This is a genomic window from Arthrobacter sp. P1_B4, assembly GCF_056406555.1.
Genome location: NZ_JBFTZW010000002.1, coordinates 35079 through 49394 on the forward strand (window position 1 = coordinate 35079; position 14316 = coordinate 49394).

General features: G+C 67.0%; 12 protein-coding genes. 10 read left to right on the top strand and 2 right to left on the bottom strand.

Features of this window, described 5'->3' with window-relative positions:
* Positions 1 to 65 precede the first annotated feature (65 nt).
* The 3 genes from AC1D1W_RS01435 (at position 66) to AC1D1W_RS01445 (ending at position 2153) form a co-directional block, all read left to right on the top strand.
* Positions 66 to 980: an alpha/beta fold hydrolase gene (locus AC1D1W_RS01435; RefSeq protein ID WP_243178221.1), complete on the top strand. Its 915-nt coding sequence runs from the start codon at positions 66 to 68 to the stop codon at positions 978 to 980.
* 153 nt (positions 981 to 1133) lie between these two features.
* Positions 1134 to 1739, top strand: coding sequence for a PadR family transcriptional regulator (locus AC1D1W_RS01440; RefSeq protein ID WP_243178220.1), 606 nt, complete (start codon positions 1134 to 1136; stop codon positions 1737 to 1739).
* Between the two features lie 237 nt (positions 1740 to 1976).
* Positions 1977 to 2153, top strand: a complete 177-nt coding sequence (locus AC1D1W_RS01445; RefSeq protein WP_243178219.1) for a CsbD family protein — start codon at positions 1977 to 1979, stop codon at positions 2151 to 2153.
* Positions 2154 to 2233: 80 nt separating this feature from the next.
* On the opposite strand, the gene AC1D1W_RS01450 is transcribed toward AC1D1W_RS01445, so the two are convergent.
* Positions 2234 to 3172 carry a 5'-3' exonuclease gene (locus AC1D1W_RS01450; protein ID WP_476942750.1) on the bottom strand — a complete coding sequence of 313 codons (939 nt, stop codon included), beginning with the start codon at positions 3170 to 3172 and terminating at the stop codon, positions 2234 to 2236.
* Positions 3173 to 3338: 166 nt separating this feature from the next.
* On the opposite strand from AC1D1W_RS01450, the gene AC1D1W_RS01455 reads away from it, so the two are divergent.
* A complete protein-coding gene (locus tag AC1D1W_RS01455) occupies positions 3339 to 4088 on the top strand; it encodes a phosphotransferase enzyme family protein (RefSeq protein WP_243178217.1) in 750 nt (249 codons plus the stop codon).
* Between the two features lie 23 nt (positions 4089 to 4111).
* On the opposite strand, the gene AC1D1W_RS01460 is transcribed toward AC1D1W_RS01455, so the two are convergent.
* The gene (locus tag AC1D1W_RS01460; RefSeq protein WP_476942751.1) at positions 4112 to 5629 is read right to left on the bottom strand and encodes a CYTH and CHAD domain-containing protein; all 1518 of its coding nucleotides are present in this window, start codon (positions 5627 to 5629) and stop codon (positions 4112 to 4114) included.
* A 417-nt stretch (positions 5630 to 6046) separates the two neighbouring features.
* Between AC1D1W_RS01460 and AC1D1W_RS01465 the strand changes: the two genes are divergently transcribed.
* From AC1D1W_RS01465 to AC1D1W_RS01490, 6 genes are all read left to right on the top strand, one after another.
* The gene (locus AC1D1W_RS01465) at positions 6047 to 7549 is read left to right on the top strand and encodes a xylulokinase (protein WP_459383528.1); all 1503 of its coding nucleotides are present in this window, start codon (positions 6047 to 6049) and stop codon (positions 7547 to 7549) included.
* Positions 7533 to 8903: an iron-containing alcohol dehydrogenase gene (locus tag AC1D1W_RS01470; RefSeq protein ID WP_459383527.1), complete on the top strand. Its 1371-nt coding sequence runs from the start codon at positions 7533 to 7535 to the stop codon at positions 8901 to 8903. Before AC1D1W_RS01465 ends, AC1D1W_RS01470 begins: the two co-directional genes overlap by 17 nt.
* 131 nt (positions 8904 to 9034) lie before the next feature.
* Complete coding sequence (locus tag AC1D1W_RS01475) at positions 9035 to 10786, top strand: glycerol-3-phosphate dehydrogenase/oxidase (protein ID WP_476942752.1); 1752 nt, start codon at positions 9035 to 9037, stop codon at positions 10784 to 10786.
* Positions 10787 to 11087: 301 nt separating this feature from the next.
* On the top strand, positions 11088 to 12497 hold the full coding sequence (gene eat / locus AC1D1W_RS01480) for an ethanolamine permease (RefSeq protein ID WP_028278167.1): 1410 nt from the start codon (positions 11088 to 11090) through the stop codon (positions 12495 to 12497).
* A 217-nt stretch (positions 12498 to 12714) separates the two neighbouring features.
* On the top strand, positions 12715 to 13536 hold the full coding sequence (locus AC1D1W_RS01485; RefSeq protein WP_043436900.1) for an HAD-IIA family hydrolase: 822 nt from the start codon (positions 12715 to 12717) through the stop codon (positions 13534 to 13536).
* A gap of 59 nt (positions 13537 to 13595) precedes the next feature.
* Positions 13596 to 14285 carry a hypothetical protein gene (locus AC1D1W_RS01490; protein ID WP_230012466.1) on the top strand — a complete coding sequence of 230 codons (690 nt, stop codon included), beginning with the start codon at positions 13596 to 13598 and terminating at the stop codon, positions 14283 to 14285.
* The last annotated feature ends 31 nt before the right edge of the window (positions 14286 to 14316 follow it).

A 14316-nucleotide genomic window follows, 5' to 3' on the forward strand; every position in this document is an offset into this window, starting at 1 on the left:
TCGCGTCCGGTCCTGCACCCCCGCCGCTCCGAATCACCTTCAAAGACCACGAACAGAAGGTGACCATGGGTGTTCAGCAGGAAACCGCAAGTACGGGGGCTGCCACGCTGCGGCGGCGCACCCTTGCCACGGAGCTGGGCCCCTGCACGGTGCATGTCCAGGAAGGCACCGGGGGCCCGCACGCCGTATCCGGGACGGCGGATGTCTACCTCCACGGCGCCGCGGGCTCCTGGACGTCCTTCCGGGAGCTTCTTCACCCGGCAGCGGCACATGACCGGGTGCTGATAGACCTGCCGGGCTGGGGCGAGTCCACGCAGGACGCCCGGATGGCGAATTTGAGCATCGAAGCGATGGCACGCGCCGTCACCGGTACTTTGACCTCGCTCGGCTACCGGCGGTGGAACCTGGTGGGCCACTCCATGGGAGGCTTCCTGGCATTGCACATCGCCGCGGCGTGGCCCGGGCGGACCGCCAGCGTGACCGCGATTTCGGCGACCACCTTCGGCGTGTCCGAAGCGGCCGACAAGCCACTGCGCAGCCTGTTCCGGTTCCCGATGTTTCTGGGCATGCTGCTGGCCATGCGCGCCGCGGCAGCCCTCGGCCCGGCAGGGCCCGCGCTGGTCCGTGCAATCGGGTCCACCGCCGTGATGCGGCCGCTGTTGTTCCCGTTTTTTGCAGAACCCGCATCCATCTCCGCGGGGGTGCTTCGAGGGCTTGGCGAGGACGCCCGGCCGGCCTGTTTCTCCGCGGCAGCCCGGGCCGCGGCGCACTACGATTTTGGCCAGTGGCGGGGCATTCTGTGTCCGGTGCTGGCGATCCGCGGGGACAGCGATGTGTTCACACCACCCTCTGACCTGCTCCGACTGGCCGAGATAATCCCACGCGTCCAGACGGTGACACTCCCGCATTGCGGCCACTTCGCGAACATCGAGCGGCCGGAGCATGTGCAACGGCTGCTCGATGACCTGCTGTATCCGTGACCTGTACGGCAGCGGCTGGCAGCGTCCGCGAGTCAGCGGATGCCGGAGTAAATCGACTCTTGACCGCCGATACTCACCGATATATCGTTAATTATCGCCGAACAATCGGCGACCATCATTGATCACAACTGATTGAGGAAGGTCGATGCCGCTATGAAAGGCATGCATGACGACAAATTCACGGACGGCGGACCCGCCCAGGCACGTTTCGGGCGCGGCAGGAGCCGCCGCGGACCCCACGGACACGGTGGTTTCGGCCCGGGCCGCGGGTTTGGACCGGGCTTCGGACCGGGCTTCGGACCGGGTTTTGGCCCCGGCGGGTCGCGGCGGGCCAGCAGGGGCGATGTTCGTTCGGCGATTCTCTCCCTCTTGGCCGAATCACCGTCCAACGGCTACGGGCTGATCAAGACCATTGCAGAAAAAACCTCGGGCGCCTGGCGTCCGAGCCCGGGGTCCGTCTACCCGACGCTCCAGCAGCTCGTTGATGAAGAGCTCATTGCGCCCGTAGGTGATGGCCGGCGCACCGAGTTCACCCTCACCGATGCGGGCAAGGCCTACGTGGCCGATCACGCCGAGGAGCTGGGGAACGCCTGGAACACCGACCCGGAGGGATCCGGGCCGGCGTTCCACCAAAGCGTCGGAAAACTCATGGGAGTCATCCACCAATTCCGCTTCTCGGCAACCGAGGAACAACGCAATGCCGCAATGACGGTAATCGATGACACCCGCCGCGCGCTCTACCGCATTCTTGCCGACTAACACCGCCGCTTCGGCCGGCGCACTGCCACCGCTGCCAAGGGTCCCTGCCCGAATAACTTCGGCTGGCGGCATTTGTATTCTGGAACCGTGACCGCCTGACCTGGATTGTTGTCCCGGAGCCGGGAATGGCCCGGACCGCACCAAATGGCCCCCGCTTTCCACGGTTCCGTCCCTACAATTAAGTGTGGCCTCCATGGCATTCACGTCGCGGGGGCGACATAACTAAGGAGGTTCATCATGGGCCTGGGTGACAAGATCCACAACGCCGCCGAGAAACTCCACGGCAAAGGCAAAGAGGCGGCCGGCAAAGCCACCGGCGACGACAAGATGAAGGCCGAGGGCAAAAGCCATCAGGTCAAGGCAGACCTGAAGCAGGCCGGCGAAAAGGTCAAGGACGCCTTCAAGAAACACTGAAAACAGGCCGCCGGCGGGCGGAGGTGCGGTCCGGATCGCACCTCCGCCCCGGCATTTGCCCACACGCCCCGGGGACGTCCCTAACGACGCAGGTCGAATGCCTCAAGGAGCCGGCCGACCGAACCGCCGAGGTTCCATTCTGTGGCGAGACGCTCAAGCTCGGCCCGCGAACCGCCGGAGACAGGGTGCAGCCGCGCGCCGGCCTCCTCGAGCGTCGGCAGTTCCAGGTCCCTCACGATCTTCACGACGGTGGGCGCGACCGTGAGGTATTCCGCCGCCGCGGCGAGTTTCGACCGCACTGCGGTGGACAGCCCGCTCCCTGCATCCGCGGCAGCCGCGAGCAGCGCATCGAGCGTGCCGTACTCACCGAGCAGCGACGCGGCAGTCTTCTCGCCGATGCCGGCGACGCCTGGCAGCCCGTCGGAGGTGTCGCCGCGCAGGGTCGCGTAGTCGACATACTGCATGGGCAGCACACGGTACTTGCCGACGACGTCGGCGTCGGTCAGGACTTCGAGGTTCCTCATGCCGCGCGCGGTGTAGACCACCCGCACCTGACGGGCGTCGTCGACAATCTGGAAGAGGTCGCGGTCGCCCGTCACCACGTCGACCGGAAGGTCGGCGTGGCTGGCGTAGGTGCCGATGACGTCGTCGGCCTCGTGGTCGGCAGCCCCGACGACGGCGATGCCGGCGAGCTCGAGCACGCGGCGGATCATCGGAATCTGCGCCTCGAGCGCGTCCGGCACCACCTCCACATCGGGGGCGCCTGCCACCTCCTCGGCGACCCGATGCGATTTGTAGCTCGGGATGAGGTCTACCCGCCACTGCGGGCGCCAATCGTCGTCCCAGCACGCGACGAGATGCGTCGCACCGTAGTCGGTGGTGAGCCGTGCGATCATGTCGAGCAGCCCGCGAACAGCGTTCACCGGGGTGCCGTCGGCGCGGCGGATCGTGTCGGGCACGCCGTAGAACGCGCGAAAGTACAGCGACGCGGTGTCGAGGAGCATCAGGCGGTCGGTCATGACTGATCCTGACACGGATGCGCCCGCTGGCGGTGGAACGTCACGGTCCAACTTCGGAGGGGCACAAAGTGACGCAGTCGACGCCACCGTCCAGGCCGTTGGAGACCGGACGGGTCTTCCGCTCCCCCGGTCCTGGGCAAAGGTCGACGGGGGTAGATTTGGGCGGATGGACGAAGAAGAAGTTCTGACCGGAGGTAATTCGACTCTCGTCACGCGGGTCGGCCGAACGGTGCGCCGGACCGCGGGGCCGTGGACGCCGGCCGTCCATTCGCTCCTCGAAGCCCTTCGGCATGCTGGCGTCACTGAGGTCCCCCAGGCACTGGGCATGGACGACCATGGCCGCGAGGTCCTCAGCTTCATCGACGGCGATGCAGCACAATACCCGTTGCCCGACTGGATTTGGGATCCTTCCGTTCTGCGCGACGCCGGAGCCCTGCTCCGCCGCATTCACGACGCCAGCGTCGGACTGGCCCGGGCGGATCTCTCGTGGCAACTGCCCACTCACCAACCCGCAGAAGTCGTGTGCCACAACGACGCCGCGCCGTACAACATGGTGTTTGCCGATGGGCGGCTAACCGCGCTCATCGACTTCGACACGGCCTCGCCGGGACCACGAATCTGGGACTTTGCCTACCTCGCGTACCGGCTCGTGCCGCTGGGGGAAAACGGCGGCCCCGGGGCTCCCGAAGAGCAGCAGCGGCTGTCCCGCCTGGATGCCCTCATTGACGCGTACGGTGTCAGCTTCGGACACGTGCAAGTGTTCCAAACCCTCGCGGCCAGGCTGGACGAACTGGCAGAGCTGACGGACGGCCGCGCTGCGGCCACCGGACGGGAGGATTTCCTCGAGCACTCCGCCATGTACCGCAGGGATCGCGGCAGAGTTTCCGCAATGGCCGGCAGCCTGTCCGGCCATTAACCCGACGCTCGACGCGTCCAGGATCAGGGTCGCAGCCGCAAGCGGCGAAGCTTCTTCCCTGCCTTGCGGGCTTTGTTCTCCGTCTTCCGGGCAATGCGTTCTTCCATCTCCAGCAAACCCTCGAAGCCGAGGTCGGCATCGGCGGGCCGGTCCGGGGTGGCCGCGAGTCTGCGCAGGAGGTCGGTCGCCATGACGCTGTCCTGATGGTCGCCGAGTACTGTCTGGAGCCGTCCGGCCGCTTTGGTGAGTTTGGCGGCGCGCTTGCCGTGGATCTCCAGGACCGACTCACCCGCGTGGCGGAGGCGCTTGGCGTCTTTTCGGACCTCGTGCAGCGCTGTGTCGCGCGCGGCCCTGTCGGCCGAGCCTTTGACGGCCTTCCGGGCACGCTCCACCCGCTTCGCGGCTTTGTTGACCAGCTTGGCCGTCACGCTGCGCGCGGGCCGGAAGGCGCGTGGCTTGGCAGGCGGGTTGTCCCGGAAGTCCTCCAGGGAGCCCAGGAGACGGAAGTAGCGGCCGGTCCGGAGGGTCTCCAGGACGTTTCTGTAGCCCGCGTCGTGGGCTGCGACCAGCTCCTGATCGATCATCTGGGCCAAGAGGCCGGACCTCTGTTCTTCCGGGAGCTCCAGGATGTGCTGGCGAAGCCGCTCCAGCATGACTTCGGCATCGCGGGCCGGGCCCAGGATCTGGCCCAGCCACTTCAGTTCAGCCTGGAGTTCCCGCACCGCTGAGCGGTTGAAGAGTTTGCGGTACGTGGCCAGGGCGGAGCGCGCCCGGCGGGTCGCGGACCGCATCTTGTGGACGGAATCCGGTGTGCCCATCCGCACACCCGGATCATTGGCGATGAAGTCACCAATCCGCGCGTCTAAATAGGCGGTCACGACGTCGACTGCCGGTCCCTTCTTCCGGGGTTTTGGAGTCCGGGGACTGAACTCGGCCGGCCAGGCATCGCCCAGGGCACGGGCGATCTTGGAAGGATAAGCGGAGTGGCCGGCTCCGGTAGACGTCAGAGTTGCGGCGGCAGCCTCAAAGAGCTCCGCTGTGCCGTGGACGAGTTCGAGCTCCCATTCACGCCAGTCGACGGCCGGCCCCGGCGGCCGCAGGGCCTCGGCATGAACGTGGTCGTCGGCGAAGTCGGCCAAATGCTCACCGCCCGGCCCGTATAGCCGGTAGGTGGTGCGCCGCGTACTGAGCCGGGCGACGGGCTCGAGTTCGTCGCCCCGGATGAGGACCTGCAGATGGTCGGACAGTTCTTCCGGAACGGTCTCCGGCTGCCCCAGCGGCGCATGGATCTCCTCCCGTTGGTCGGCCTCGGCGGGAAGCTTGAGGTGCCAGCCCTCGTCCGCCCCGCCCGTGCGGCGCCGAAGGGTAATGCGCCGTGCCGCGAGGACCAGGGCCGGGGTATCGAAGTACACAGCCTCAAGCTGATCAGTCACAGGCTCCGCGACGTGGTCCACACCTTCGATTTCCTGCAGATCCGGCAGCGCCGCAGAGGTCCCGGCGTCGTACTTTTGTTCCGTTTCAAGTTTTCCCGTGGTGTCCATGGCGGTCAGGACTCCCCACCGGACGCGCGCTCCCGCGGCAGCGAACTGTTGGGCCTGTTGATGAACGCCATGGCGGGCCTCCCCTATCGGCACCGCTGGAACATGGACGTGATCTCCGGCGGGCGTGTCCGGCCGGTGCCTTGGCCCGGTGCGCCTAGCCCGATTCTAGGCTCTGCGCCAATCGGCGACCAGACCGCGGCCGGCCCTTGACAACGTCCGTGGCGGCTTCACCCAGGGCCAGCGGCTCGTGACGCCAGTGAGGCCGGGGACCTCGACGGGGGTGCTCGTGCCGGAAGGACATCGGCGGGGGTTGACGGCCGGGAGCCGCACCCGTAATCTAGTTATTAGACGTCTGACGACTTACGCAGATGGTGATGGCTTCGGGGGAAGGCCACTGGGATACAAAGGAGTATTTCATTGGGATATGTAATTGGCTGTGATCTTGGCTCGCAGAGCGCGAAGGCGGTACTGATGTCGCCGGAGGGCGTGATCGTCGCGACCGCAAGCAGCGGGTATGCGATGGCGCACCCGCACAGCGGCTGGGCAGAGCAGGATCCGGCGCACTACCGGCACGGGATTGCCTCCAGCGTCCGGGCCGTGCTGGCCCGGACCGGCGTGAAGCCGGCCGAGGTGACCCATATCGGGCTCTCGAGCCAGGTGGACGGCGTCGTGCCGGTGGACGCCGACATGCGTCCGCTGCGGCCGGCCATTATCTGGCTGGACCGGCGCGCCACCGAGCAGGTTGCCCGGCTCGGGAACGCGATCGATCCGGACTGGCTGTTCGCCCGGACGGGGCTGAACCTGGACGCCAGCCACACCGGACCAAAGCTGATGTGGCTGGCCGACAACGAGCCCGAGGTGTACCGGCGGGCCGCGTCGCTGCCCTCGGTCGGGGGCTACGCTGTCGCATGGATGACCGGCCGTTCGATCCAGGACCACGCGAATTCCTCGTCCTCGCTGCTCTATGACGTAGTGACCCGGGACTGGAGCGATGAACTCATCGACGCCGCCGGGCTGGACCGGGCCAAGCTTCCGGAGATCGGCCGCGCCACCGACGTCGCCGGGACCCTGACCGCGGAGGCGGCTGCGGCGCTGGGGCTGACCACGGGCTGCGCCGTTGTGGTCAGCACCGGCGATGACCACGCCGCATGCCTGGGCGCCGGCGGGGTCCGGCCCGGGGTGGTCGTCGATATCCTCGGCACGGCCGAACCGGTCGGCGTCTCCAGCGCCGTCCCGGTCTTCGACGAGACCAAACTCGTCGAGACCCACGCGCACGCCGTGGACGGCACCTACCTGATCGAGAACCCCGGCTTCGTCTCGGGCGGCAACACGCTGTGGTTTGCCCAGAACGTCCTCGGCGTCAGCCAGCAGGAGTTCTTCGACCGCGCCGCCCGCTCAGAGCCCGGCGCCCGCGGGGTCCGCTTCATCCCGGCACTGACCGGCTCCATGGCGCCCCGGTGGAACGACTCCCTGCGCGGGACGTTCGCCGGGCTGTCGATGAACCACGACTCCACCGACATGGCCCGGGCGATCATCGAGGCGAACTGCTTCGCGTTCCGTGACATCTACGACCGGATTGATGCGATGGGCCTGGCCCAGTCGGTCCGGGTCGTCGGCGGCGGGGCCCGCTCCGCGCTGTGGCTCTCGGCGAAGGCCACGCTCTGCAATACCCCGATCCAGAAGGTGCTCACCGAGGAGACCAGCGCCACCGGCGGGGCACTGCTCGCCGCCGTCGCCGCCGGCACCTTCGCCAGCCTCGAATCCGCCGTCGATGCCGTGGTCGAACTCGACCCGGTCAGTATCGACCCCGACCCTGCCCATGCCGAGGCCCTTGAAATGGCCTACCAGGACTACCGCTCCCTCTTCGACGCCGTCGAATCCATCCCGCAGAAAGTGACACGCCATGACGCTCTCGTCTGACCTCGACCGCTACCTCTCCCACCCCCTGGTCGGCCTCGACCAGGTCGTCATCGGCGCCGACGTGCTGGACTCCGTCCACGACATCGTCGCCGCCCTCCCGGCCCATAACAGCATCGCCGTCCTGACCGACGAGGACGTCTACACCACCGGCTCGGGTACCTACCTCAAGCCCGCCGTCACGGCCCTCCTGGAAACCCTCGGCACGGTCACCACCGTGGCCCTCCCGGGCCACGTCCACGCCGACGAGACCACCGTGAGCGCTGCGACCGCCGGCTGTGCCGGCGCGGACGTCATCGTCACCATCGGCTCCGGCACCCTGTGCGACATCGGCAAGGTCGCCGCCGGGACCCGGCCGCACGTCGTCGTGCAAAGCGCCGCCTCCGTCAACGGCTTCGCCGATGACCAGTCCGTGCTGCTGATCAACGGCGTCAAGCGCACCGCCCACTCCGGCTGGCCCAGCGCACTCGTGGTCGACAGCAACGTCCTGGAAGGGGCGCCGGCACTGCTGAACCGCTCCGGACTCGGCGACATGATCTCGATGTTCACCGCCCCCGCGGACTGGTACCTGTCCTCCCTCGTCGAGATGGACCGCGGCTACTCCGCCGAGGCCGCGACCATGACCCGCCGCCACGGCGCCGAACTCCTGGGCCTTGCCCCCGGCGTGGGGACCTCCGACCCGGAGTCCTTGTCGACGCTGGCCAAGTTCGTGACCTTGTCGGGCATTTCGATGGGCGTCGCGGGACAAACCTCCCCGTCCTCCGGCATGGAACACGTCATCAGCCACCTGCTGGACATGGCCAACACCGCCCGCGGCACCGCAACCGCCCACCACGGCGCCCAGGTCGGCGTCGCGACCGTCGTCGTCGCGATCCTCTGGCGGAACATGAACGAGAAGCTCCGCACCGGAAGCCTCGGCACCGTCCGGCTCCCCGAGCCGGACGACGCCGAACGCACCGTCCGGGAGGCCTTCGACTGGATGGACGAGGCCGGCTCCACGAGCAACGAGTGCTGGTCCGACTACTCCAAGAAACTCGAACACCTCCGTACCGTCGACGCCGGCGCCAAAATCCGCGACGCCGCCGCAACCTGGCCGGCGCACGCCGAGGTGCTCTCGGGCCTGCTGGGCGAACCGGAAGCAATCGTCGCGGCGCTCCGCGCCGCCGGCGCGCCCACCCGTTTCTCCGAACTGGAAAACCCCAGCAAGGAAGACGACGTCATCTGGGCGCTCACGAACTGCCACCTCATGCGCAACCGCTTCAACATCGCCGACCTCGCCTACCTCACCGGAGCGTGGACGAAGACCGACGTCCTGGCCGCCCTCGCCGAAGCGGAACGGATCGGCGCCGGACTGTAAACGCCGGGCCTCACCGCACGCGAAACCAATTCCCAAACAAACAACACCAACTTTTATTCGTCAGACGTCTAATGACATTTGATGCTGATGAAGCCTGGCCACGAAAGGCAGGCAGACCCATGGAGGCCACAATGAGCAAGACCGCCACTTCCCCAGGAACCGGGCGACTCAACACTGCGCAACGCGAAGCAGCCCGCGCTGCGATGAAGTCGCAAGTACTCGACGTGCTTGTTATTGGCGGCGGCGTTGTCGGCGCCGGCGCTGCCCTCGATGCGGCATCGCGGGGACTTACCGTTGGCATTATCGAGAAGAGCGACTGGGCCAGCGGCACTTCCAGCCGGTCCTCCAAGCTGGTGCACGGCGGAATCCGCTACCTTGAGCAGCTCAACTTCAAGCTGGTCAAGGAGGCCCTTGTGGAGCGCGGCCTTCTCCTGCGCACAATCGCACCCCACCTCGTCAGGCCTGTCTCGTTCCTCTACCCCGTCACCGCGCCGCTGGCTGAGCGGTTTTATGTGGGGGCCGGGATGGCCCTGTATGACCTGTTCAGCTATGCCGGCGGCCGCCACCCGGGCGTCGGACTGCACCGCCACCTCAGCCGCAAGCGCGTCAGGGCTGAACTGCCCGGCCTGAACCGTGCTGCATGCCGTGGGGGCATCAGCTACTTTGATGCCCAGGTCGATGACGCCAGGCTGGTCGCAACGATCGTGCGCACTGCGGTGTCACGGGGCGTCCATGCGATGAATCGCGCCGGCGCAGTGGAGATCATGCCCGGCACCGGCAGCGCGGACCACACAGTACTCGTCTCGGATGAAGAGACGGGTGAGCGGTTCGAGGTGCGGGCCCGCTCCATCATCAACGCAACGGGTGTGTGGACCGCAGAATCGCAAACCATGATCGGCGTCGACTCGGCAGTCGAAGTCACCATGTCCAAGGGGGTTCATATCCTCGTCGACCGTGATCGCTTCCCGTCCACCATGGGCTTGATCCTGCGGGCAGGGGCAAGTGTCCTTTTCGTCATCCCCTGGGGCAACTACTGGATCATCGGCACCACCGACACGCCATGGGACCTGGGAAAAACGAATCCCTCCGCCACCTCCGCGGACGTCCAGTACCTGCTCGACCACGTCAACAAGGTGCTCGAGGTCCCGATCGTCCACGACGATATCCTCGGTGTCTACGCCGGACTCCGCCCGCTCGTGAAAGGCAAGGCAGGCTCGACCGCGCAGCTGAGCAGGGAACACGTCGTTGACGTGCCCCACGAGGGCATCGCGGTGATCGCCGGCGGCAAACTCACCACCTACAGGGTCATGGCAAAGGACGCTGTGGACGCCGCGACACAGGGGCGAAGCACTGCCCGCCCCTCACAAACACTGGACCTGCCCCTCCTCGGTGGCGAAAACTTCGTTGCCGCCGAGATTGAAAGCGTCTGCGCCTACATGCTCGAAACCCTCGGACTGCCGTCCAGCCACGCTGCCCGCCTGGTCGGTCGATACGGAAACATGGCCACTGAAGTCTTGAAGCCTGTGGCCGAGAACAGGGTGCTCGGGCTGGAGATCTGCGGCGGCGGCGGCGCCTTTCTGGCTGAAGCGCTGTACGCGGTGACGCACGAGGGGGCCCTGCATTTGGAGGACGTCCTTGAGCGCCGCCTGCGTATTTCCATTGAATCCAAGGACTTCGGGGAAGAAGCCGCGTCCGAGGTTGCCAGGGCCGTGGCCCCGGCCCTGGACTGGACTGCGCAAGACGTCGACGACGAACTGGAGCGCTATCAGGAATTCGTGCGCCTCCAGCGGGAAGCGATCTCCGTACCCGATGACGCCTCTGCAGATGCTGTCATGAAAAGGGCAGTTCCTGCCGCCCGCGCGGCGGCCGGCCTGCACGCCTAACCGTCCCGGAAAACAACACAAACTTACTCTTGTCAGACGTCTAACGACTTGGTATGCTTGATGAACAAGGTCGCGAAAGCCCCTTCCGGACATTTTCCCTGCCGATGACGCCAGAGAAAAGCCAGGCCCGCCGCCCCCGCGGCGGCCGTTCGTAACACCCCTTCGTAACACCCGGTCCCGGAGCGCTGATTTCAGCCCGGCACCCAGCCACCGGAGCAATCCCGCGGCTTCCTCGTCAAACATCAGACGGCCCACCTCCCGTGGCGCCGATGATGGATACAACCCGCAAAGGAGCAGGTCAGTGTCACAAGCCACAATTTCGCCAGTGCAGGCGGAGCACAAGAAGAAGAATCTTCACAAGGTTGCAGGGCCCGTCCTGCTCTGGGGCATCGGCGTCGGCGCCGTGATCTCCGGTGATTACTACGGCTGGAACGCGGGCCTGGGCCTCACTGGCTACTGGGGTTACCTAATCGCAATCGCGATCATGGGCCTGCTCTACGCCGGCCTCTCAACCGTGATCGGCGAACTGTCCGCAGCAGTACCCCACGCCGGCGGAGCCTACGCCTACGTCCGCACAGCACTGGGCCGGGTCTGGGGCTACCTCGCCGGAGTCAGCGTCCTTCTGGAATTCGTGTTTGCCCCGGTGGCGGTGGCGCTGACCGTCGGCGCCTACGTGCAGGTCCTCTTCCCCGACGTGCCGGTCCTGGTCAGCGCCGCAGTCCTCTACATCGGCTCGACCGTGGTCCATCTCCTGGGCGCCGGCAACTCGATGAAGATCGAATTCGTGTTCACCGCCGTCGCGGTCGTCGGCCTCATTGTCTTCATGGTGATCGGTGCGCCGAAGATGTCACTGGATAACCTGAACGCCTACTCGGGCGGAGCCATCCTGCCCAACGGCATCGGCGGCCTCTGGGCCACCCTGCCGCTCGCCGCATGGTTCTTCTTCGCCATCGAAAGCCTCCCCATGGCTGCCGAAGAGACCAAGAACCCGGCCAAGGACATCCCCAAGGCCCTGATCATGGCCTTCATCACCCTCGCCGTGATCGGCCTCGGCACCCTCACCGTCGCCGCCGGCGTCGGCGGGTCCGACTTCCCCGGCGCAGCGGCCCCGCTGACCGTGGCCCTGTCCAACGTCGTGGGATCCCAGACCTGGATCGTCCCGGTGATCGCGATCTTCAGCCTCGCCGCCCTGGTCGCCTCGTTCCACGCGATCGTGATCGCCTACTCACGCCAGACCTTCGCCCTGTCCCGCGCAGGCTACCTGCCGGCATCACTGTCCAAGCTCAACAAGCATCACGCACCGGTCGGCTCGCTGATCGTCCCCGGCGTCATCGGCTTCGTCTTCGTCATCCTGGGCGCCACCATCCTCCCGGACGCCATCCCGGTCCTGGTCACTCTCTCCGTGCTCGTCGCGGCCGTGTCCTACATGCTGATGATGGCTGCAGCCCTGGTGCTGCGGAAGAAGCGCCCCGACCTGCACCGCCCCTACAAGGCACGCGGTGGACGCGTCACGATGTGGATCGCACTGATCCTGGCCGGGATCCTGATCCCCGCAGCCCTGGTCAGCTTCCCCCTCGCGTTCGTCATCGCCGTGATCATGGTGGCCCTGTTCATGGCCTACTACTTCGCCGTCGGCCGCAAGCGCGTCGGCAACTACACCGCCGAAGAAGAACTCGCCCTCACCGACCAGGCCCTCACCGCGGACGCCTGACCAACCCAGCCCCACCAAAAAGCCCGACAGCCCGGCCAGCCCGCCAGGCTGATCTGGCCGACCGCCCGGCGGGGGCGCCGCGACCCGGCAGCCCCCGCCCGGCACCAGCACCACACCGCGAAACTTTCTTCCAAAGATTCCATCATCGACTTGAGTCGTTAGACGTCTAACGTTAGACTTGTATTGTGCCCCGCAAGGGGCCGAAAGGAGGGCAACGATGCCCGTTGAACTACTGGCCAAAGAAACCGGCCGCCGCGAAGCGGCCCCGCTCTACCGGGGCTACGCCTTCGACCTGGATGGCACGCTGTATCTGGGCGATGACCTGATCGAGGGCGCGGACACCGTCGTGGCGGCGCTGCGCGACTCCGGGGCCCGGGTGGTCTTCGTGACCAACAAGCCGCTCGAGACCGCCGAGGCCTACGCCGCGAAGCTGACCCGGCTCGGCATCCCGGCCCAGGCCCAGGACGTAATCTCCGCACTCGACGCGCTCACCCTGTACCTCGCCGGCCGCCACCCCGGGGCCCGTGTCCTGGCCGTGGGCGAACCGGTCCTGATCGAATCGCTGCGCGGCGCCGGGTTCACCCTGACCGAGGACCCGGCCCAGACCGACGTCGTGGTGGTCTCCTTCGACCGGACCTTCGACTACGACAAACTCACCCGCGCCTACCAGGCCGTGAAGGCCGGCGCCGTGATCGTGGCCACCAATCCCGACCCGTACTGCCCCACCCCCGACGGCGGCCTGCCCGACTGTGCCGCGATGCTTGCGGCCATCGAGGCCTGCACCGGCGGACGCGCCGAAGCGATCGTCGGCAAACCCAGCGTCCACATGGCCAACGCCTTCCTGCACCGCCTCGGCGTCCCGGCCCACGAGGCCGTGATGGTCGGGGACCGGCTCCTGACCGACGTCGCCATGGGCCTGAATGCCGGCATGGCCTCGGCCCTGGTGATGTCCGGGGCGACCACCGATGACCACCTCGCCGCCTCCGGCATCCTGCCCACCCACGTCCTGGACGACGTCCGCGGACTCCTCCCCGCCTGACCCGCACACGCACCACCCCACCAGCAGCAGCACCCACCACAAGCGAAAGAACAAGAACAATGTCTGAATTCATCTTCATGCTCACCCACAACGACCGCACCGTCGACAACGCCCTGGAGGTCCTCGAGCAGGTCAAGGACACCGGGCTGCGCCACATAGGCTTCAAGGACGTCGGCGCCACCGCCGAGAAGGCACGTGAGCTGACCGCCGCCGCGCACGCCGCGGACCTGGTGGTCTACCTCGAGGTGGTCTCGGTCGACAAGGCTGATGAGATGGACTCCATCGACGCCGCCATCGCCGCCGGCGTGGACTGGATCGTGGGCGGCAAGTTCGCCGCCGAGGCCGTCGAGAAGCTCGCCGGCACCGGAATCAAGTTCGCCCCCTTCCCCGGCCGCGTCGCCGGGCACCCCAGCGCACTGCTCGGCACCATCGAGGAGATCACCGCGCACGCCGCCGAACTCTCCAAGCTCGAGGGCGTCCACGGCGTGGACCTGCTCGCCTACCGCCACGCCACCGTCGATCCGCTGGAACTCACCGCCGCCGTCGCCCGCGTTGTCGATGGGCCCACCATCGCTGCCGGCTCGGTCGTCAACGAGGACCAGATCCGCGGTCTCGCCGAAGCCGGCGTCTGGGGCTTCACCATCGGCGCGGCCATCTTCGACGGCAAGCTCCCCGGTGAAAAGGACGTCGTGTCCCAGGTCCGCACCGCCCTGTCCTACGCCGACGCCGCCGCCGGCGCCCGCGTCTAACCAGAACCCTCACCGCCAGTACACTGGATTT

Excerpts from the sequence above, each read along its gene's own strand:
- AC1D1W_RS01435 (WP_243178221.1), top strand. The coding sequence starts at position 66 with ATGGGTGTTCAGCAGGAAACCGCAAGTACGGGGGCTGCCACGCTGCGG.
- AC1D1W_RS01460 (WP_476942751.1), bottom strand. The coding sequence starts at position 5,629 with ATGGACACCACGGGAAAACTTGAAACGGAACAAAAGTACGACGCCGGG.
- AC1D1W_RS01475 (WP_476942752.1), top strand. The coding sequence starts at position 9,035 with ATGAGCAAGACCGCCACTTCCCCAGGAACCGGGCGACTCAACACTGCG.
- AC1D1W_RS01490 (WP_230012466.1), top strand. The coding sequence starts at position 13,596 with ATGTCTGAATTCATCTTCATGCTCACCCACAACGACCGCACCGTCGAC.
- AC1D1W_RS01450 (WP_476942750.1), bottom strand. The coding sequence starts at position 3,172 with ATGACCGACCGCCTGATGCTCCTCGACACCGCGTCGCTGTACTTTCGC.
- AC1D1W_RS01440 (WP_243178220.1), top strand. The coding sequence starts at position 1,134 with ATGAAAGGCATGCATGACGACAAATTCACGGACGGCGGACCCGCCCAG.
- AC1D1W_RS01485 (WP_043436900.1), top strand. The coding sequence starts at position 12,715 with ATGCCCGTTGAACTACTGGCCAAAGAAACCGGCCGCCGCGAAGCGGCC.
- AC1D1W_RS01455 (WP_243178217.1), top strand. The coding sequence starts at position 3,339 with ATGGACGAAGAAGAAGTTCTGACCGGAGGTAATTCGACTCTCGTCACG.
- AC1D1W_RS01445 (WP_243178219.1), top strand. The coding sequence starts at position 1,977 with ATGGGCCTGGGTGACAAGATCCACAACGCCGCCGAGAAACTCCACGGC.
- AC1D1W_RS01470 (WP_459383527.1), top strand. The coding sequence starts at position 7,533 with ATGACGCTCTCGTCTGACCTCGACCGCTACCTCTCCCACCCCCTGGTC.